The 20374-nt window shown below is 69.1% G+C and carries 15 protein-coding genes; 10 read left to right on the top strand and 5 right to left on the bottom strand.

All coding sequences use genetic code 11. The annotated features are described in order from the left end of the window. Window positions 1–60: 60 nt before the first annotated feature. The 4 genes from FHP25_RS10055 to FHP25_RS10040 form a co-directional block, all read right to left on the bottom strand. A complete protein-coding gene (locus FHP25_RS10055; RefSeq protein ID WP_147846799.1) occupies window positions 61–1269 on the bottom strand; it encodes a CaiB/BaiF CoA transferase family protein in 1209 nt (402 codons plus the stop codon). Between the two features lie 10 nt (window positions 1270–1279). Beyond that, a complete protein-coding gene (locus FHP25_RS10050; RefSeq protein ID WP_147846798.1) occupies window positions 1280–2491 on the bottom strand; it encodes a CoA transferase in 1212 nt (403 codons plus the stop codon). A gap of 72 nt (window positions 2492–2563) precedes the next feature. After that, window positions 2564–3709: a thiolase family protein gene (locus FHP25_RS10045; RefSeq protein ID WP_147846797.1), complete on the bottom strand. Its 1146-nt coding sequence runs from the start codon at window positions 3707–3709 to the stop codon at window positions 2564–2566. A gap of 22 nt (window positions 3710–3731) precedes the next feature. Then, complete coding sequence (locus FHP25_RS10040) at window positions 3732–4169, bottom strand: Zn-ribbon domain-containing OB-fold protein (protein ID WP_178133430.1); 438 nt, start codon at window positions 4167–4169, stop codon at window positions 3732–3734. 129 nt (window positions 4170–4298) lie between these two features. Here FHP25_RS10040 and FHP25_RS10035 point away from each other — a divergent pair, with 129 nt between their 5' ends. The 7 genes from FHP25_RS10035 (at window position 4299) to FHP25_RS10005 (ending at window position 10276) form a co-directional block, all read left to right on the top strand. Further along, window positions 4299–5009 carry a TetR/AcrR family transcriptional regulator gene (locus FHP25_RS10035; protein WP_147846795.1) on the top strand — a complete coding sequence of 237 codons (711 nt, stop codon included), beginning with the start codon at window positions 4299–4301 and terminating at the stop codon, window positions 5007–5009. Further along, entirely contained in the window at window positions 5006–6556 is a 1551-nt protein-coding gene (locus FHP25_RS10030; RefSeq protein ID WP_147846794.1) for a class I adenylate-forming enzyme family protein, read from the top strand. The genes FHP25_RS10035 and FHP25_RS10030 overlap by 4 nt, the downstream gene beginning before the upstream one ends. After that, a complete protein-coding gene (locus tag FHP25_RS10025) occupies window positions 6553–7347 on the top strand; it encodes an SDR family NAD(P)-dependent oxidoreductase (protein WP_147846793.1) in 795 nt (264 codons plus the stop codon). The genes FHP25_RS10030 and FHP25_RS10025 overlap by 4 nt, the downstream gene beginning before the upstream one ends. 85 nt (window positions 7348–7432) lie before the next feature. Next, window positions 7433–8206 (top strand): crotonase/enoyl-CoA hydratase family protein, encoded by a 774-nt coding sequence (locus FHP25_RS10020; protein ID WP_147846792.1) that lies wholly within the window; start codon window positions 7433–7435, stop codon window positions 8204–8206. Window position 8207: 1 nt separating this feature from the next. Next, window positions 8208–9164 (top strand): NAD(P)H-dependent flavin oxidoreductase, encoded by a 957-nt coding sequence (locus FHP25_RS10015; protein WP_218578313.1) that lies wholly within the window; start codon window positions 8208–8210, stop codon window positions 9162–9164. A gap of 210 nt (window positions 9165–9374) precedes the next feature. Beyond that, window positions 9375–9560 carry a hypothetical protein gene (locus FHP25_RS10010; RefSeq protein ID WP_147846791.1) on the top strand — a complete coding sequence of 62 codons (186 nt, stop codon included), beginning with the start codon at window positions 9375–9377 and terminating at the stop codon, window positions 9558–9560. A gap of 14 nt (window positions 9561–9574) precedes the next feature. After that, window positions 9575–10276 (top strand): Fic family protein, encoded by a 702-nt coding sequence (locus tag FHP25_RS10005; protein ID WP_147846790.1) that lies wholly within the window; start codon window positions 9575–9577, stop codon window positions 10274–10276. A 206-nt stretch (window positions 10277–10482) separates the two neighbouring features. Here FHP25_RS10005 and secA read toward each other — a convergent pair whose 3' ends face one another. Continuing rightward, window positions 10483–13257, bottom strand: a complete 2775-nt coding sequence (gene secA / locus FHP25_RS10000; protein ID WP_147846789.1) for a preprotein translocase subunit SecA — start codon at window positions 13255–13257, stop codon at window positions 10483–10485. 270 nt (window positions 13258–13527) lie between these two features. On the opposite strand from secA, the gene FHP25_RS09995 reads away from it, so the two are divergent. The 3 genes from FHP25_RS09995 to FHP25_RS09985 all read left to right on the top strand — a co-directional run bounded on the left by FHP25_RS09995 (window position 13528) and on the right by FHP25_RS09985 (window position 20372). Then, window positions 13528–15153, top strand: coding sequence for a VWA domain-containing protein (locus FHP25_RS09995; protein WP_178133429.1), 1626 nt, complete (start codon window positions 13528–13530; stop codon window positions 15151–15153). A 28-nt stretch (window positions 15154–15181) separates the two neighbouring features. Next, window positions 15182–16894, top strand: a complete 1713-nt coding sequence (locus tag FHP25_RS09990) for an SrfA family protein (protein ID WP_147846787.1) — start codon at window positions 15182–15184, stop codon at window positions 16892–16894. Window positions 16895–17399: 505 nt separating this feature from the next. Beyond that, window positions 17400–20372, top strand: a complete 2973-nt coding sequence (locus tag FHP25_RS09985) for a virulence factor SrfB (RefSeq protein WP_178133428.1) — start codon at window positions 17400–17402, stop codon at window positions 20370–20372. Window positions 20373–20374: the final 2 nt, after the last annotated feature.

The following is a 20374-nucleotide window of genomic DNA, read 5'->3' as shown; positions in this document are numbered from 1 at the left end:
ACGTCGCCTCCCCTCCGCCCTTCGGGCACCTCCCCAGCGAAGCTGGGGAGGAATACGAATTCACCTCAGGATGCCTGCCTCCTGCATCGCGGCGATCGCCGCGTCGTCGTAGCCGCAGATGTCGCGCAGCACGGCCTGCGTGTGCTCGCCGATGCGCGGCCCGCGCCGCGTCTCGCAGGTCGGCGTGCGGGCCAGGCGGAAGCGCGGTCCCTCGATCACGGCCTCGCCGACCACGGGATCGTCGATCCGGCGGTAATGCCCCTCGGTCAGGTCGGGATCAGCCGCCAGGTCGCTGGCGCTGCTGACGACATGCGCCGGCACGCCGGCGGCCTGCAGAAGCTGCTCGACGGCGGCAGCGTCCTGCGGCGCCGTCCATTGGCCGATCATCCGCTCCAGCGCCTCGCGCCCGCGCAGGCGCCCGATCAGCGTGTCGAACGCGCCGTCCAGCAAGCCGCCGCCGACGGTGGTGCGGAAGCGGCGCCAGGCCCCGCCGGCCGAGGCATCGATCGCGATCCAGCGGTCCTGCCCGGCGCAGCGGAAGATGCCTTCCGGCGCCTTGAGCGGCGAGCCGGCATGGCCCCGCCGCTGCGGCACCGTGCCGTTGGCGGCGTACTGGTACCAGGCCGGCGACAGGAACTGGATGCCGGCCTCGGCCTGCGCCACGTCGATATGACAGCCTTCGCCGGTGCTGCGGCGCCGGTGCAGGGCCGCGAGCACGCTGGGCACGATGAAGCGCGGCGCCACCGAGTCGGTCCACGGCCCGTAGGTGCCGCAGGGCGCATGGCCGGGCCAGCCCAGCAGCAGGCTGGCGCCCGACATCGCCGCGCCCATGGTGCCGACGCCGGCGGTGCCGCGCGCATGCGGCCCGGTCTGCCCCAGCAGGCTGGTCGACACCATGATGATGCGCGGGTTGCGCGCGGCCAGGCGCGGATAGTCGAGCTGCAGCGTCTCCAGCACGCCGGGACTGAAGCTCTCGATCACCACGTCGGCCCAGTCGACCAGGCGCAGGATCGCCTCGCGCCCGCGCGGATCCTTGAGGTCGACCGTGATGCTGCGCTTGCCGGCATTGAGGTTGTGATAGCTGATCGAGCGCTCCAGGCCGGGCTTGCCGTCCTTGAACGGCCCCAGCGTGCGCAGCGGATCGACGCGGCGCGCGCTCTCCAGCTTCACCACGTCGGCGCCGAGATCGGCAAGGTAGCGGCCGCTCACCGGGCCGACCATCACCCAGCCCATGTCGAGCACGCGCAGTCCAGCCAACGGTGCGCTCATCGCACGCTCCTCAGATGATGCCGTGGACAAAAAGCGCCTGGATCTCCAGCGGCGACAGGCCAAGATCCTTGTCGAGGACCTCGAGCGTGTGCTGCGACAAGCGCGGTGCCGGACGCTTCACGTCGATCGTGTAGTTCGAGAACTGCGCGAAGCGGGCCGGGTCGGCGACCGCCGGTCCCTGCGGCCCCAGCGCGACCGGCGCGGACCACAGGCCGCGCTCGCGATACTGCGGCGAGACATCGATATCGCGCATGTCCATCAGCGGCGCGGCCAGCAAGCCCAGCCGGCGCGCCGACGCGCCGAACTCGGCCTTGGTGTGCCGCGCCGCCAGCGCCGCGATGCCGTCGACGACCGCCTGGACATCGGCGGCCGTGAGGCTGCCCTTCTCCGCCTGCTGCGGCGCGGTCGGCCAATCGAGCGTACCGAAGCGCGCCTCCAGGCAGCCCTGCTCGACGGCCCACTGCATCAGCCGCTGCGTCATGGGCCCGAAAGCCGGGCCGAAGGCGAACGAGATCAGCACGTAGCCGTCCTGACAGGCGAACATGCCCGGCAGGCTGACGCCGGCCAGCTTCTGGCGCGCCGGCGCGCGCTGCAGGCCGGGATTGCCCGCCGGCACCACGATCGGCACGCTGAGCGCGCTCATCATCGCGGCAAGCCGCGCCGACACCTCGATCGCCTGACCCAGCCCGTCGTTGTCGCGCGCCCAGAGCGCGGCGAGCGCGGCGATCGCCGCTTCCGCGCCCGCCTCCATGATCGACTGCGGCACCGGGTAGAAGAGCGGCGGCCGGTCGGGATGGCCGGTGATCCCCGGCACGCCGCTGGCCGCCATGACGATCAGGTCGGACGCGGCGTAGTCCGCCTTGGCGCCGGTCGACAGGAACGGCGTGATACGGCATCGCACCACGGTCTCCGGAAAGCGCATCGGCACGGATGCATCGGCTTCCAGCACCAGCGCCGCGCCGCGGCCCAGATCGGCCAGCAGCGCCCGGCCGTCGTCCTGGTCCAGGTCCAGCGTGATGGCGCGCTTGCCGCGATTGAGCGCCTGCCAGGTCAGGCTGCGCTCCAATCCCGGCTGGTCGTCCAGGAACGGCTCGAGCCGCCGGCCGCGCGCGCCGCCGGGCGGCTCGACCACGATCACGTCGGCGCCGAGATCGGCCAGGATCCGGCCCGCCATCATGGTCGGTGGCGCCGACAGCTCGATGACGCGGACGTCGCTCAGCATGGGATTGCTTCCTTTTCTTTGGACCGCGCGCGTCCACGCGCGCTCATGAAGCGCGCGGTCCGAAGCATGAGGTCACGGCCGCTGCAGCACGTGCACGTAGCAGACCGCTCCCAGGCCCACCATGTGCGCCAGCCCGACCTTGGCGCCCTTGTGCTGGCGCGGTCCGGCGTCGCCGCGCAGCTGCAGAGCCAGCTCGCCGATCTGGCCGACGCCGGTGGGGCCGATGGGATGGCCCATCGCGATCAGGCCGCCGGACGGGCTGACGGCACACTGGCCGCCGATGTCGAAGGCGCCCTCCTTGAGCAGGTGGATCGCCTCGCCCGGCTTGCAGATCCCCATCGCCTCGACGTACTGCAGCTCCTCGATGGTGAAGGCGTCGTGCAGCTCCATGACGTCGATCTGCCTGGGCCCGATCTGGGCCTGGGCCAGCGCCTCGGCGATCGTGTCCTTGGTGATCGATGCGTCGGCGGCACCGACGGCGCCGGCCCGCTCGCTCGACGCCGCCGATGCCGTGACCCGCACGGCGTGAGCCGGGTCGATGCCCAGCCGCTTGATGGCATCCTCCGACACGACGATCACCGCCGCCGCGCCCTCGCCGACCGGGCAGCATTGCAGCGCGGTCAGCGTGCCCGACACCGGCCGGCCGCCCAGGATCTCCTCCAGGGTGCGCACCTGCTGGCGGTGGGCATGCGGGTTGAGCGCGCCGTTGCGGTGGTTCTTCACCGCGACCAGCGCCACATCTTCCGGCGCCACGCCATGCTTGTTAGCGTACTCGTTGGTCAGCAGCGCAAAATGCGTGAACGGCACGATGGCATCGTCGGCGAGGTTGGAGATGCCGGTCTTGGTGAAGGCGCGCTGCACCACGCCGGGCTTGTCGACGCCGATCACCAGCGAGACATCGGCAATGCCGGCCGCGATCTCGATGCAGGCATGGCGGAAGGCCGCCGAGCCGGACGCCGAGGCGTTCTCGATATGCACCAGCGGCCGGCCTGTAGCGCCCAGGTGCTTGAGCATGGCGCGACCGGCGGCCATGCCCAGCAGGCCGGTGCCGAAATACGTGGACTCGACGTCGGTCCAGGCGATGCCGGCATCCGCCAGCGCGCCGCGGATCGCGGGCAAGCCCAGCATCACATAGGGCGTCTCGCTCAGGGGCTGGTAGCGATGCCAGCCGGCGCCGACGACATAGACGGGACGGAGATCCTTGAGTGTCTTGGCCATGGTGCGGTCCAGCAGTGCGAGGTCAGGACGCCGGGGTGAAGCGCAGGTCGAGGATCGACGCAGCGCCGGTGCCGACGGGAACGAGCGTTGCCACCATCGCGGTGCCCGGCTTCAGCGCCTTGCCCGCGACACCCACCAGCAGGGTGCGCACGGTCGGCCCGTCCTCCAGCGCGATCGAGCCGATGGTGAACGGCACCTCGTGCGGCTTCACCTCCGGCTTCGGCGGCTTGCCGGCGTGGATATGCACGGTCGCGGTCGCGATCAGCTTGCCGCGGCCGCTGAGCCGCAGCGGCTGCAGCGCATCGCCATTGCGGCCGCAGACCTCGCAGCCGTAGGTCTGCATCGGAAAGAACACGTGCCCGCAGGTGCACTTGCCGCCGTGCAGCGCCGGGTGGTCCGGCACCGCCGCCGTGCCCTCGGCCGCATAGAGCGTAGGCTTCAACAGTTCCGACGGGCTCATCTTTCGCCTCCCGATCGAGCGTCGACAAAAATACTTGTTATCGGATAAGCAAGCATATAAGTTCATCGACAGCAAGGGCCAAATTAGGCGCTTTCGCGGGACGGAAACGAAGCCAGGAGGTCACGCCTCATGCCGCGTGCCGACAGGAAGCCAGCGAACCCCAAGCGGGCTGCCCCGCGCCGGGCGGCCGCCGCGCCCCGGCCTGACGACCCGCGTGCCCCGGCCGACCCGGCCACCAGCGGCCGCACGCATGCCGAACGGCGCGACGAGGCCGAACGCCGCCTGCTGGCGGCCGCCGTGCGCATCGTCGCCGATCGCGGCATCGAAGGCATGACCCTGACCGAGGTCGGGGAGGCGGCGGGCTACAGCCGCGGCCTGCCGGCGCATTATTTCGGCCGCAAGCACGACCTCGTGGCGGCCGTCGCCAGCTACATCGCCGACGGCTTCGCGACCCGCCTGGCGCGCACATCCGATCGCCCACCCGGCATGGCATCGCTGCTGTACTCCGTGGCGTCCTATCTCGACCGCGCGGCGCCGGACGATGCCGCGCCCACGCGCGCCCTCATGATCGCGCTGGCCGAGGCGCTGACCGAGCCGGTGCTGGCGGAGGCGATGTCCGGCGTCACGCAGCGCTCGGTCGGACGCCTGCGCGCGATGATCCGCCAGGGCATCGAGCGCGGCGAGATCCGCCGTGACGTCGACCCGCATGCCCAGGCGGTGATCATCCTGGGCACGCTGCGCACCACGATCGCGCACTGGGTCATCGATCCCGAGCACGTCGACCTCGCGACGCTGCGCGACTGCTATGTCTCATCCCTGCAGCGGAGCCTTGCCGCATGACCACCGCCGTGTCCGGAACAGTCGAGCACTGGGCCGCCGTCAAGCCTGACGCGATCGCGATCATCGAAGGCGATCGCACGCTGACCTACCGCGCCTGGAACGACGCCGCCGACCGCATCGCCGCCGGGCTGCACGCGCGCGGCGTCGGCCGCGGCGATATCGTCGTGCTGCGCACCCAGATCCGGCTGGAATGGGCGGTGCTGTCGGCGGCGCTGGGCAAGCTCGGCTGCTCGCTGCTGGCGCTGAACTGGCGGCTGACGCCGGCCGAGACCCAGTATGTCCTGGGCAACAGCGGCGCCGCCGTGTTCGTGTGCGACGATGCCGACCCCGCGGCGCTGGCGCCGGCTTTCGCCGGCCTGCCCATCAAGCTCGCGGTCTCGATCGACACGCCGGCCCCGGGCTTCGTCTCCTGTGAGGCGCTGGCGCAGGAACCCGATGCGCCGCGCGTCTCGGCCGGAACGCCACCGCTGATCATCTACACCTCGGGCACGACCGGGCTGCCCAAGGGGGTGGTGATGAACACCCAGCAGATCGCCAAGACCGATCGCAAGGCGGCCGAATACCTGCAGGACGTTGCCGGCAGCCGGCCGCAGGTCGCGGGCGACGTCGTGCTGCTCACCCTGCCGATGCATCACGGCGCCGGCCCGGCGGCGCTGTGGGGCGCCCTGCGGCTGGGCAATCCGATCGTGCTGATGCGCCGCTTCGATCCGGCCGGCACGCTGGACCTGATCGCGCGGCACAAGGTGACGGTGTGGACCGGCGTGCCGACCATGTACAAGCGCATCGCTGCCCTGCCCAGGGAGGAGCTGGCGCGCCACGACATGTCGTCGCTGCGCCTGCTGGGTGTCGGCGCGGCGCCGGTGCCGCCGGCGCTGAAAGACTGGATCGACAGCTATTTCGGCGCCGGCCTCCTGAGCGAAGGCTACGGCTCGACCGAGACCGGCATGATCACCCATCTCGCGCCCGGCATGCACAGGACGAAGCCCGGCTCCAGCGGCCTGCCGCACCGGCATGTCGACATCCGCATCCGCGACGAGGCCGGCGCCAACCTGCCGGTCGGATCGGTGGGCGAGATCTGGGTGCGCACGCCGGCCACCATCCGGCAGTACCTCAACGGCAAGGCGCTGAGCGCCGACACGCTGGATGCGGACGGCTTCTTCCGCGTCGGCGACGTCGGACGCGTGGATGAAGACGGCTATCTCTTCATCACCGACCGCGCCAAGGACATGATCATTTCGGGCGGCGTGAACATCTACCCGGCCGAGATCGAAGCGGCGCTGCTCAGGCATCCGGCCGTCCAGGACGCCGCCGTCATCGGCATCCCCGACGATGAGTTTGGCGAGCAGGTGAAGGCCTTCATCGAGCTCAAGCCGGGCGCCAAGGCGACGCCCGACGATATTGCCGCGCACGCCAGGGACCACCTCGCTTCCTACAAGCGGCCGAAGTCCATCGACGTCGTCGGCGAGCTGCCGCGCAACACCATGGGCAAGCTGCTCAAGCGCGAGCTGCGGGAACCTTTCTGGAAAGGACGGGAGAGAAAAGTATGAGCGACATCCTCGATCTCGGCGGCCGGGTCGCGCTGGTCACCGGCGCCGGCCAAGGCGTCGGACGGCAGATCGCGCTGCATCTGGCGGCGCACACGGCGGCCGGCGTGGTCGTCAACGATTATGTCCTGGAGCGCGCCGAAGCGGTCGCGACCGAAATCCGCGGCCAGGGCGGCAAGGCCGTCGCGCTGCAGGCCGACGTCACCGACCTCGCCAGCGTCAAGGCCATGGTCGCCAAGGCCGAGCAGGAGCTGGGCCCGATCGGCGTCCTGGTGAACAATGCCGGCAACGCCGGCGCGACGCCCTCGGCCGACGCCCGCAAGCCGTTCTGGGAGACCGGGCCCGAGGCATGGAACAGCTTCATCGGCGTCAACTTCTACGGCGTCGTGAACTGCACCAGCGCCTGCATCCCCGGCATGATCGCGCGCAAGGCGCCGGGCCGGATCATCACCGTGATCTCCGAAGCCAGCCGCTACGGCGATTCCGGCCTGGAGGTCTATGCAGGCGCCAAGGCCGGCGCCGCCGGCTTCATGCGCGCCACGGCGCGCACCCTGGGCCGCTTCAACATCACCGCCAATTGCGTCGCGATCGCGGCCACGGTCACGCCGGCCACGGAAGCGCGGCTGAAGGCCGATCCCGAGCGGCTGAAGAAGATGATGAACAACTACGTCATCCGCCGCCCGGGCCAGCCCGCCGACATCGCCAACATGGTGCTGTTCCTCGCGTCCGACGCCAGCAGCTGGATCACCGGCCAGACCTACGGCGTCAACGGCGGCTTCACCTTCGGCCTGTAGACCTGAATCTCCTCTCCCCGCGGGAGCGGGGAGAGGTGTTGAAAACAGCCCTACCCCTTACCTTGCCAACCCCAAGGAACGCCACATGACCGACCCATCCCAGCGGGTGCTCACCGAGCGCCGCGGCCCGATCCTGATCGTCACGGTCAACCGGCCCGAGGCCAAGAACGCCTTCGACGGCGAATCCTCCCTCGCCATGGAAGCGGCCATGGACCTGCTCGACGCCGAGGACGAGCTTTTCATCGGCATCATCACGGGCGCCGGCGGCAACTTCTCGGCCGGCGCCGACCTGAAGGCGGCGGCCCGCGGCGGCCCGCGGCCGAAGCTGGCCCGAGGCGGCTTCGGCATCATGAAGCGTCCGCCGCGCAAGCCGGTGATCGCGGCCGTCGAAGGCTATGCCGTGGGTGGCGGCCTGGAGATGTGCCTCGCCTGCGACCTGATCGTGGCGGCGCGCGATGCCAAACTCGGCCTACCCGAGGTGCGCCACAACGTGGTGGCGATCGGCGGCGGCCTGTTCCGCCTGCCGCGGCGCATGCCCTACCACGTCGTGATGGAGCTGGCGCTGACCGGCGGCTTCAAGGACGCTGCGTTCTTCCAGCAGCACGGCCTGGTCAACCGCGTCGTCGAGACCGGCCAGGCGCTGGCGGAGGCGATCAAGCTGGCCGAATCGCTGCTGGTCAACGGGCCGACGGCGCTCGCGGCCAGCAAGGAGATCATCTTCCAGTCGCTGAACTGGCAGGACGGCGAAGGTTGGGAGAAGCAGATGCCGATCGCCCAGAAGGCGCTCGACTCGGAGGATCGGCGCGAGGGCCTGAAAGCCTTTGCCGAGAAGCGCAAGCCGGTGTGGAAGGGACGCTAGGATGTCGGCGCCACGCCCCGGCAAGCCGTTGCCCGACAGCATCGCGCGACGGCTGCGCCTGCCCGTGATCGCGGCGCCGATGCTGCGCGTCTCGGGCCCCGATCTGGTGATCGCGGCCTGCAAGGCAGGTGTCGTCGGCGCCTTCCCGACCGCCAACGCCCGCACGGTGGAGGAGCTCGACGAATGGCTGCGCCGCATCGGCGCGGCGCTCGACGCCGGCTCGGCGCCGCCCTGCCCCAACCTGATCATCCGCCAGCCGCGCTTCAAGGATGACCTCGCCTGCCTCGTGCGCCACCGCGTCGAGATGGTGATCACCAGCGTCGGGTCGCCGGCGGCAGCCGTCGGCCCGCTGCACGATGTCGGCTGCCAGGTGTTCGCCGACATCGCATCGGTGCGGCATGCCGAGAAGGCGATCGAGGCCGGGGCCGACGGCCTGATCCTGCTGACGGCCGGCGCCGGCGGCCAGACCGGCTGGGTCAACCCGTTCGCGTTCGTGCGCGCGGTGCGAGCCATGTTCGACGGTCCCGTCGTCCTGGCCGGCGGCGTCAGCGACGGCCGCTCGCTCCATGCTGCGAAGGTGCTGGGCTGCGATCTCGCCTACATGGGCACACGCTTCATCGCCACGACCGAGAGCATGGCCGCGCCGCGCTACAAGGACATGCTGGTGGCCTCGAGCCTGGACGACGTGCTGACGACCAGGGCCTTCACCGGCCTGGACACCAACATGCTGCGCCCCTCGATCATCGCCGCCGGCCTCGATCCCGCGAAGCTCGATGAAGAGGTGAGCGTCGAGCGCGCCAGGCAGCAATACGGCGGCGGCACCGGCAATGCCCGCCCCAAGCGCTGGTCCGATATCTGGAGCGCCGGCCACTCGGTCTCCGGCGTCGACAGCGTGACCGATGTCGCCGATCTGGTGGGTCGCCTGGTCGGCGAATACGAAGCGGCCCGGGCAGGGTAACCGGCCGGGCCGCGCCGCCACGCTGGAGGATGAGCCGCCACGCCAGACGTGAACGCGGCCGGTCCGTGTCCGCTCAGACGAAACCTTTGAGGTGACCTTATCGTTTTTCCGAGAGCGCAAACTGGTATTGTCGCGTGGCGACAAATTATATACGCTAATTTTTCAAGAAACGTGAAGAATCAAATATGACCTTCGTGGCGGAGAAGCATCATGGCATCCAACCCTAGCTTGGATTATCTCCTGGAGATGGCTAGGCGGGTCAAGATGACACCGGCCGAACAGGAGGAGCAGCGCCGCAGCTTTGCGTATGGCAACACTGCCATCGAGAATAAGCTCATCACGCGCGCAATGGTCGATGAGCAAGCGGAGAAGCTCAAGGTCCAACGCGCAGAGTAACGGGCGAGATAACCATGTCCGACGATGATGATGGGCGCCGCCATAGTCGGGCAGATGAACCAGAGATCGTAAGGGATCCAGAGGCCGTTGCTCGACGGGAAGTCGACAACGGCCTCCGTCAGTTTGACCATGTGGTCGAACTGGTGAAAGAGTGGGTGGAGCCGGAGCGGACCTTCAAGCTTCGTCCGTCGATGATCCAGGCTCTTCATCGAACGGCGTTGGATGGCCTATCGACCTTTGCGGGGAATTGGCGACCCGCTGGGGTGGCGATCAAGCAGAGTAAGCATGTTCCGCCAGGCGCACATCTCGTAGCCCAACTGGTGGAAGAGATGTGTGACTACGTAAACGACAATTGGAATGGCAAACCCGCCGCGCACCTCTCGGCTTACGTGCTATGGCGCCTGAACTGGATCCATCCCTTCAGTGATGGAAACGGCCGCACGTCTAGAGCTGTGTCCTATTTGATTCTGTGTATTAAGAGCGGAAATGTCCTGCCTGGCGACAACACGGTTCCGGCGCAGATAAAGGCCAACATGGCTCCGTACTATGACGCGCTGGAAAGAGCGGACGAGCGGTGGGAGCAGGGAAAGCTCGATATATCTGACGTCGAAGAACTTGTGTCCGCAACGCTGGCAACGCAGCTGGCCGACTATCATAGGAAAGCCACCGGCAACACAGTGCCAACATCGACCATGCAGACTGGCTCTGAATCGTGATGCGGCATCAATCGATGGCGCCGTAGATGCTGTTCATTCCACTGCCGTGGAGCAGCTCGTCCCGTCTGAACTTGGACATAGGCTAGCCAGCATCGGCGCGAAACGCCGGATCATGAGCCGGCTGGAAGCCGGCGCTCCCAAGGACATGTCCGTTGAACAGGACGTGCTTCGAGCGCCGCTGGAGCGCGCGGCCCGACCTGACCGCCTCAGCTGTACTGCCCGTGGCAGCGCTTGTACTTGCGGCCCGAGCCGCAGGGGCAGGGCGCGTTGCGCGACACGCGGCCCCAGGTCGATGGATCGTTGGGGTCGGCCTGCCTGGCGCCGCGGCGCACGACCGGGCCGGATGACGACGGCGCCGGGCCCGTGCGCTCGACCGGCTCCATGGCCTCGCCCTGGCGGAACACCGCGCCGTCATCGGCCATCGCCGCGGCCAGCGCCGGATCCTCGTGGATCGTGTGGAGCTGCTCGGGCGTCGGCTCCATCGGCAGCGGCGGTGGCTCCTCCAGGCGCACCTGCACATGCGCCAGCACCTGGGTCACCGTCTCGCGCATATGGCCCAGCATGCTCTCGAACAGGTTGAAGGCTTCGCTCTTGTACTCGTTGAGCGGATCCTTCTGGCCGTAGGCGCGCAGGCCGATGCCCTGGCGCAGATGGTCCAGATGCAGCAGGTGCTCCTTCCACGACTGGTCGTAGACCTGCATCAGCACGCTCTTCTCGACCTGGCGCATGATGTCGGGGCCGTAGTTGGCGGCCTTCTCGGCCATCTGCCGGTCGACCGCCGCCGTCAGCCGCTGGCGGATCTCGTCGTCGGCGATGCCCTCTTCCTTGGCCCATTCCTCGATCGGCAGCTCGAGGCCGAAGACGCGCTTCACGTTGTCCTTCAGCGCCGCCACGTCCCACTGCTCGGGATAGGCGTTCTCCGGAATGGCGCGGGTGACAAAGCCGTCGACCACGGTGTGGCGCATGTTGCCCACCATCTCCGACAGGTCCTCCTGCCCCATCAGCTCGAGGCGCTCGCGATAGACCTCCTTGCGCTGGGCGTTCATCACGTCGTCGTAGCGCAGCAGGTTCTTGCGGATCTCGAAGTTGCGCGCCTCGACCTTCTGCTGCGCCCGCTCCAGCGCCTTGTTGATCCAGCGATGGACGATGGCCTCGCCTTCCTGCAAGCCCAGCTTCTGCAGCATGCCATCCATGCGGTTGGTGCCGAAGATGCGCATCAGGTCGTCATCCAGCGACAGGAAGAACTTGGACCCGCCCGGATCGCCCTGGCGGCCGGAGCGGCCGCGCAGCTGGTTGTCGATGCGCCGGCTCTCGTGCCGCTCGGTGCCGACCACGTAGAGGCCGCCCGCCTTCTTCACCGCCTCGCGCGCCGCCAGCACCTCTTCCTCGATCGCCTTGCGCCGGGCCTCACGCTCGGCCTCGTCGGTGACGTCGGCGAGCTCCAGCCGCACCCGCATCTCGACGTTGCCGCCGAGCTGGATGTCGGTGCCGCGGCCGGCCATGTTGGTGGCGATGGTGATCGCGCCCGGCCGCCCGGCCTGGGAGATGATCGTCGCCTCCTGCTCATGGTAGCGGGCATTGAGCACGTTGTGCGGGACCTTGTGGTCCTTGAGGATGGTCGAGAGCGCCTCGGACTTCTCGATCGACACCGTGCCCACCAGCACCGGCTGGCCGCGCTTGCGGCAGTCCTCGATCAGCTCGACGATCGCCTTGGTCTTCTCGCGCGCCGTGCGGTAGACCTCGTCGTCGTTGTCCTTGCGCGCCACCGGCACGTTGGTCGGCACCTCGACGACCTCCAGGCCGTAGATCTCGCCGAACTCCGGCGCCTCGGTCATGGCCGTGCCGGTCATGCCGGAAAGCTTGGGATAGAGGCGGAACAGGTTCTGGAAGGTGATCGACGCCAGCGTCTGGTTCTCGCGCTGGATCTCGACGTTCTCCTTGGCCTCCAGGGCCTGGTGCAGGCCTTCCGAGTAGCGCCGGCCGGTCATCATGCGGCCGGTGAACTCGTCGATGATGATGACCTGGTCGTCCTTGACGATGTAGTCGACGTCGCGGGTGAACAGCTTGTGGGCGCGCAGCGCCTGCGTCGCATGATGCACCAGCGACACGTTCTGCAGGGCGTAGAGGTTGCTGTCGGTATCCAGCAGCCCCTTCTCCTTCATGAGCTGCTCGATGCGTTCGGTGCCGGCTTCGGTGAACGATACCGTGCGCTGCTTCTCGTCCTTCTCGTAGTGCTCGGGCTCCAGCAGCGGGATCAGCGCATCGCAGGCGCGGTACAGCTCCGAGGAGTCCTCGGCCGGTCCCGAGATGATGAGCGGCGTGCGCGCCTCGTCGATCAGGATCGAGTCGACCTCGTCGACGATGGCGTAGTTGTACTCCCGCTGCGCCATCTGCTCGCGACGATACTTCATGTTGTCGCGCAGATAGTCGAAGCCGAATTCGTTGTTGGTGCCGTAGGTCACGTCGCAGGCGTAGGCGACGCGGCGCTCCTCGTCCGTCAGGTCGTGCACGATCACGCCCACGGTCAGGCCGAGGAAGCGGTAGACCTGGCCCATCCACTCCGAGTCGCGTCGGGCCAGGTAGTCGTTGACCGTCACGACATGCACGCCCTTGCCGGAGAGGGCGTTGAGATAGACTGGCAGCGTGGCGACCAGGGTCTTGCCTTCGCCGGTCTTCATCTCGGCGATCTTGCCCTGGTGCAGGATCATCCCGCCCTTGAGCTGGACGTCGAAATGCCGCTGGCCCAGGACCCGCTTGGCCGCCTCGCGCACGGTGGCGAAGGCCTCGACCATGAGATCGTCGAGCGTCTCGCCCTTCTCCAGGCGCTCCTTGAACTGGCGCGTGCGGTCGCGCAATTCGTCGTCCGAGAGCTTTATGAGCTCGGGCTCGAGCGCATTGATGCGGGCAACGGGTTTGTCGAGCGTCTTGACCAGCCGGTCGTTGGCGCTTCCGAAGAGACGGCGTGCGACGGCCGCGAACATGAAAAACCTCGACAAAACAAAGGCGTCCCAGGCAGGATCGGCGGCCGAACGCCCGGGCGGGGCAGAGATAGAGACCCCACCCCCGGGTGTCAACGAGACCGGAAGGCAGATGGCCGCAAACGGATGCCGGCGTGGTGGAATTTCGTTCCCTTTCTGTCCGGCGGCGTCCGCTGAGCGGCCCGTGATCTCGCATTTTCGCCGTATTCGGCCCCGATCCTGCGTCCCGCGGCGAATGAGCGCCGCATGGCGCCTCCCCATGGAGCGCACCGGGTGGGAACACGCGGGGTGAACGTCAACACGCTGGTCAGCACCACGCTCGCGGGCGCCCGCCCGCTGGGCATGCGCGGCGAGCCCCTGCACAAGGCCCACGACCAGGTCCGTGGCGCCTTGCGCCGCCGTTTGGGCGAACGCTACGCGCGGCTGCTGGCCGAACCGCAGCCCTACGACGGCGGGCGCGCCATCGACTGGTACACCGCCGCCACCGGCCCCGTGCAGCGCTTCTCCAGCCTGCCGCAGGCCCGGCAGCGCGCCCTGCTGAGCGAGATCGACGGCCTGCTGGGCGACATCGAGGCGCTCGGGCGCCGTTATGCCGAGAGCGACAACGAGGACGGCAGGCTGCTGGGCCATGCGTTGGCTCTGGCCGTTCGCCGTCCGTCGGACGACTATCTGTTCCTGGTCGGCGATCAGCCGGTCGTCGTGTGCTGGGGCTACGAATCGGAGGCTGCCGGACCGCCGGTGCTGCCCGCGGCCATCCCCCGGACAGCGGAAACGGCACAGCCGGCACCCGCGGCTTATTTTTCAGCGCCGGATGCCACGGCCAGCGACACGCTGCCGGCCGCCGCCGCTCGCCGTCAGGCGGTGCGCCGCCGCTGGTGGGCCTCGGGCGCGGCGGCCTTCCTGCTCGCGGGCACGGCCTGGGCCATGCAGGGCTTCCCCGGCGTCGCGACCGTGTTCGACACGGCATCGTCGGACGTACCCCCGCCGCCGGCGCCAGCCGCGATCGCGGTCGTCGAGCAGCATATCCGGCTGAGCGCGTCGCTGGCCCAGTCGCGGGCGCGCGGCGCGGAGCTGGGCGTCGAGCTGGCGTCGCTGCAGGAGCAGGCCCGCCGCGAGCTCGAGCGATGCCGGGCACCTGCATCGACGCCCGGCGAGCCGCGGGGCGAGGAGGCCCTGGCGCCCTCTGCTCCCGGCGCCACCGCCACCAGCGAGATGGCCTGCCCGCCGCCGCGACGGCCCGGTACGCCGCAGCCCGAGCTCACGGTCATCATCGACGGCGCGGCCAGCATGAACATGCCCAGCGGGCTGAACGCGGCGCAGGAGGAGGGCCTCACCGCCCGCAGCCGGCGTGGCGACCGGACCGCCGCCAGCGAGATCAAGACGCTGATCCAGACGCCGGGCCCCAAGCGGCTCGACGATGCCAAGCAGGCGGTGGTCCAGGTCATCCCCCAGCTGCCGACCGATGTGCGTCTCGGGTTCGTCGTGTTCGACGACTGCCGCGCCATCCAGGATTTCGGGTTTTTCGGCGGCAACGACCGGGCGCGGCTGATCGCCCTGATCCAGGGCAAGGTGGCCAAGGGCGGCACGCCGCTGGCGCGGGCCATCGAGACCGCAGCCAACGGCATGCGCAGCGCCAACGGCACCATCGTGGTGTTTTCCGATGGCCGCGATTCGTGCGGCGGCAATGTCTGCGCCGTGGCGCAGCGCCTGCACGCCGCCAAGCCCGGCGTGAAGGTTCACGTCATCGACGTCGCCGGCAGCGCCGAGGATTCGACCTGCCTGGCCACCATCACGGGTGGCAAGATGTACCCGGCGACCAGCGCGCAGGCGGCCTTGGATGCCTTCACTGATGCCACGGCATCGGTCCAGGTGCCGCCGCGCTGCCGGCCGGGCAACTGAGCAAAGGGACAGCAGGAGCGTTTCAGCCATGAGCTCCGGACCGCTACTGATGACGGCCGACGCCGGCGCCTACAGCGCGCTGGGCGACGGCGGCCAGCCGGTCTGGCGCCGCGCCGCGCAGCTGCGCGCCGCGATCGACACGCGGCTGGGCAGGCGCCATGCCGAGCTGTTCGCGATCCCGCAGGAGCAGGGCAGCAGCATCGAATGGCGGGCGCCGTTCGAAGGCACCGCGCGCCCTTACACTGAATTGTCGGAGGCCGAGAAGCGGGCCCTGCAGTCCAAGGTGCAGGAGCTGCGCCCCGATCTGGAGCGGCTGGTCGACCGCCTGGACGGCGCCGGTCGCTCGGACGGCGAGCGTGCCTTTGGCCGCCTGCTGCGGCAGGCGCTGCTGGCCCCCGGCCCGGAAACGTTGTTCTCCGTCGACTCGCGGCCGGTGCTGGCGTTCTGGGGCTTCACGGCCGAAGGCACCGCCGGCATGCTGCTGGGCATCGCCGGCGCGTCCGTGGCCAGCCTGCCATCGTGGTCAACCGGCCCCGCCGCGGCGGCACCGCCGCCCCCTTCTCCTCCCCCGCCCGCTGCCGCGCCGACCGCCTGGTCGTCCGCGCCGCCGCCTGCACCACCGGCCGCCGCCGAACCGCCATCCGGACAATGGCCCCCGGGCCCACCGCCGCCCGCCGCCGCGCCCTCGGCGACAATGGCAGCCGTGGCGCCGCCGGCCGCCCCGAGCCTCTGGAAGTGGCTGCTGGTCGCCCTCTTCCTGCTGCTGCTGCTGGCCGTGGCCGCCTATCTGGTGAAACCCCACCTGCCGCGCTGGGTGTGGGACGGCAAATTCACCCTGCCGTCGACCGCGGGCACCGGACCTGCCGGCGCGGATGGCGCCGACGATTCGGCCCTGCGCGCCGAACAGGCGCGCGAGGCGGCGCTGCGATCCGATTTCCTGCGCCTGTGGGCCCAGTTCAACGAAAAGCGCAACCAGTGCACGCCCGGCCAGCAGGGCTCGACGACGGTCGTGCCCGGTCAGGACGGCGGCACCGTCGTGGTGCCGGGCACGACGGCCGAAGACGGCGGCACCACCACCGATCCGAAGCCTGGCGGGACGGTCGAGCGCCCCGGCCCTGACGGCACCACCAAGCCATCGACGGAAGCGGGCCGGAAGCCGGAAATGAAACCGGACATGAAGCCGGACACCAAGACCGACACCAAGCCGCAGACCAAGGCCGATACGACGAAGCCCGAAGCCAAGCCCGAGCGCCAGGCGGACGCCAAGCCGCAGCCCGACCCCAAGGCCAACCCGAAGGCCGATCAGCAGCGGCCGCCGCAGCAGGCCGCCCGGCCCACCGACCCGCGCGCCGGCCTCAAGCCGGGCGAGAAGCCGATCGAGCCGGTGCAGATTCCCAAGGAGCCGGGCGTGCGCTTCATGCAAGGCGACTGGCGGTCGAGCACCGACCTGACCACCCAGGACGGCGATGAGGTCATCCGGCCGCAATACACGTTCGACAAGGACGGCAAGGGCAAGAGCCGCATCGTGCAGAAGAACGGTGTCGTCTGCGAAGGGCCGGCGCAGGCCAGCCGCGACGGCTCCGGCAAGCTGGTCATCAAGGAAACCGAAGCGCTGAAATGCACCGACGGCACGACCTACGCGCCGTCGACGGTGACCTGCGACAGCGGCGCCGATGGCCGGGCGCAATGCCAGGGCAGCACCGAAGGCGGCCCAGGTTACGCCGTGCGCCTGGGCAAGTGACGGTCGCGGCAGGCTGATACGGCTATCATCCCGAGCGCAGCGAGGGATCCAGGGAGGGCGCCTGGATTCCTCGCTGCGCTCGGGGTGACAGCCGCGCCTCACTCTCCGACTGGTTGTCGGCCAACAAAAATATTGATCTCTTCAAAAGAATATTATATTGATAAGCTAGCGCTCGCCCCCATTCTCCTGGTCTCGTTGGCTGTCGCCGTCAGGCAGCGCTATCCCACCCTCATTAAGATCGAGCAGTGACAGTCATCGCGTTCACACCGCCTGATCATTGGGCACGGACGGGCGTCGCGATGCCTGGTCGGGGGGATCCGGCGGCCTGCGGCGGCGACTTTTTGTCGTTGTTGTCGTTGTTGTCACGCGATCGGCGGGAGCGGACGTGCCGCGGCCCGTCGCTGCTTGCGCACACGACCCCGCCGTGGTTGCAGCGCAGCACCCTGCCCCGATACACTATGGCTATGCCGCGCCGTCGGTGCGCAGCCGTCGTATGCGTCGGACCATGAGCGATCTCGCCTATCTGCCTCGCTACCCCCAGCCGACAACTCTGATCGCGAAAAGCGGTGTGCAGTTTCTCGACTTCGGCTTCGACCCCAGCCGGCTGCTGGTGAAGGAGTGGCGGTTCCTCGACACCAACACCCCGGACAGCGCCGCCACCGTCGATAAGCTGGTGCAGTTCGAGTACGACCCCGGGACCGGGGTCTACACCGTCATGGAGGCCGGCAAGCGGCGCGAGGCCCTGGGCAACCTCGATATCGGCCTGAAGGACGCGCTGGCCCCGTTCCTCGACCGCTGGGTGCCGGTGCCGTTCTTCCAGGCACGCCCCGGCAAGGTCTTCAAGGATGGACCCAGCGACTGGGCGCGGGTGCGCGTCGTCGACCTGGAGGCCCGTCACGGCGACGGCTTCCGCGACGAGCACGGGCACCGCTACCGCGCCGTGCTGGCGTTCGACACCGGCCTGCTGCCCGAGCTCGACGGCCGCGCCTACCTGGCGCCCTCGCCCAAGGACGTGGCGTCGGGCGCCATCTTCGCCCTGGCGCCGCGCCAGGCCGACAACCAGTGGTTCCTGCGCCAGGAATGGGTGCAGAAATGGATCGAGGAGCTGTTCCGCGAGCTCTTCCCCAAGCTTTCGGCGCATGAGATCGACACCGAGGCCAAGCGGGCGCCGACCGAGCCGACGGCCCGCTACCTCGCCTTCCTGGGCATGCTCGACGGCGCCGGCATCTTCCCGGCGATCAAGGTGGTCGGCGACGCCGAGCGCCCGGGGCGCGGCGCGATCGACGTCGATCTCGTCCTCGACGTCGGCAACTCGCGCACCTGCGGCATGCTGATCGAGTCGACCGACGATCGTGCCGCCAACCTCAACGATTCCTACGAGCTGGCGCTGCGCGACCTGACACACCCCGAGCACGTCTACGCCAAGCCGTTCGAATCGCGCATCGAGTTCGCCCAGGCCTCGTTCGGCAAGAACCACCTCTCACGCCTGGGAGGCCGCACCGACGCCTTCGTCTGGCCGACCATGGCGCGCATCGGGCCGGAAGCGACCCGGCTGGCGTCGCGCCGCCGCGGCACCGAGGGCAATACCGGGATGTCGTCGCCCAAGCGATATCTCTGGGATACCGACTCCCAGAAGCGGGAGTGGTTCTTCAACGCCGCCTTCTCGCCCGAGCAGGGCACGATGGCGGCCAACAGCGGGCCGCTGGCGCAGCTTGTGAACCAGAAGGGCGAGGCGCTGCACCGGCTGGAACCGGACGATCCCGACAACCTGCCCGTCTTCGAGCCGCTCTATTCGCGCTCGTCGATGATGACCTTCGCCCTGTGCGAGATCATCCTGCAGGCGCTGACGCAGATGAACTCGCCGGCCCAGCGCATCCGCCGCAGCCATGCCGAGATCCCGCGACGCCTGCGCCGCATCATCATGACGGTGCCGACCGGCATGCCGCTGGCCGAGCGCCAGATCTTCCGGCAGCGCGCCGAGGCGGCGCGCGATCTCGTCTGGATGGTGCTGGGCTGGCAGCTGCTGGGTGACGACGGCACGCAGCCCGAGGTCTTCCTGGAGTGGGACGAGGCGAGCTGCACGCAGCTCGTCTATCTGTACACCGAGGTGGCGCGCAACTTCGGCGGCGATGCGCGCGCCTTCTTCCAGGCCGCGCGCCGTCCGCGCGTGCGCCAGGACAGGCCCGACACCCTGCGCGTGGCCAGCATCGATATCGGCGGCGGCACGACCGACCTGATCATCAACACCTACACGGTGGAAGGCACCGGCATCTCCGTCACGATGCACCCGCAGCAGACCTTCCGCGAAGGCTTCAACAAGGCCGGCGACGACATCCTGCTGCGCGTGATCCAGAACCACGTGCTGCCGGCCATCGAGGCGGCCATGGCCGATGCCGGCCTTGCCAACCCCGAGGACCTGACCACCGAGCTGTTCCGCAGCAACCGCGGCGGCGAGGACGTGGAAACCCAGAACCTGCGGCGTCAGTTCGCGCTGCAGGTCGCAAGCCCCATCGGGCTGGCGCTGCTGCTTGCCTGCGAGAGCTACCAGCCGCTGGAGGCGACGGTGGCACCCGAGGCACGGCCCTTCGAATCGTTCTTCCCGCCCGGCGCACGTCCGGCGCCGGAGGTGGTCGCCTTCGTGAACGATGCCGCCCGCAAGCGCGGCGCGCGCGATTTCGACCTGCGCAAGATCCTGGTGCCGATCGATCTGCAGGGCATCGACGACACGGTGCAGGCCGAGATCAAGAACGTGCTCACGCCGTTGTGCGAGCTGGTCTACACCTACGACTGTGATCTCCTGCTGCTGACCGGCCGGCCCTCCCGACTGCCGGCGATGAAATCGCTGGCCCTGAAGCTGCTGCCGCTGTCGCCGGACAGGGTGGTGCCGCTGCACGAGTATCGTGTCGGCGACTGGTATCCGTTCCGCGACAACCGGCTGCGCGTGGGCGATCCCAAGACCACGGTCGCGGTCGGCGCCATGATCTGCGTGCTGGGCCAGTCGCAGCTGCAGGGCTTCTCGTTCCGCTCCGACAAGCTCAGGGCCCGCAGCACCGCGCGCTATATCGGCTCGATCGAGCTGGCGGGGCGGCTGCTGCGCCAGGACACCTATTTCTCGAACGTCGATCTCGACAACCCCGAGTACCAGCTGCCGGAGAAGCCGTTCGAGTTCCGCGCCCCGGTCCCGATCGGGTTCCGTCAGGTCGACCTCGAGCGCTGGCCCACGACGCGGCTCTACTATCTCGAATATTCCAGCAAGCGCGATGGCGACGCGCTCAGCCGGCGCACGCCGCTGTTCGTGACGTTCAAGCGGCTGCGCCCCACCGAGCGCGGCGGCATCGACACCGAGAACTTCGACATCTCCGCGGTCGTCGATCGCGACGGCAACAACGTCAACCGCCGGTCCCTGGTCCTGCGGTTGCAGACGCTGGCGCAATCCGAGGGCTATTGGCTGGACACCGGCGCGCTGAAGACAGGCTGACA

Source organism: Vineibacter terrae (genome assembly GCF_008039615.1).
Taxonomy (GTDB): Bacteria; Pseudomonadota; Alphaproteobacteria; order Reyranellales; family Reyranellaceae; genus Vineibacter; species Vineibacter terrae.
Note: the sequence above shows the minus strand (reverse complement) of the source record. Positions and strands in the feature narration are given on the sequence as shown.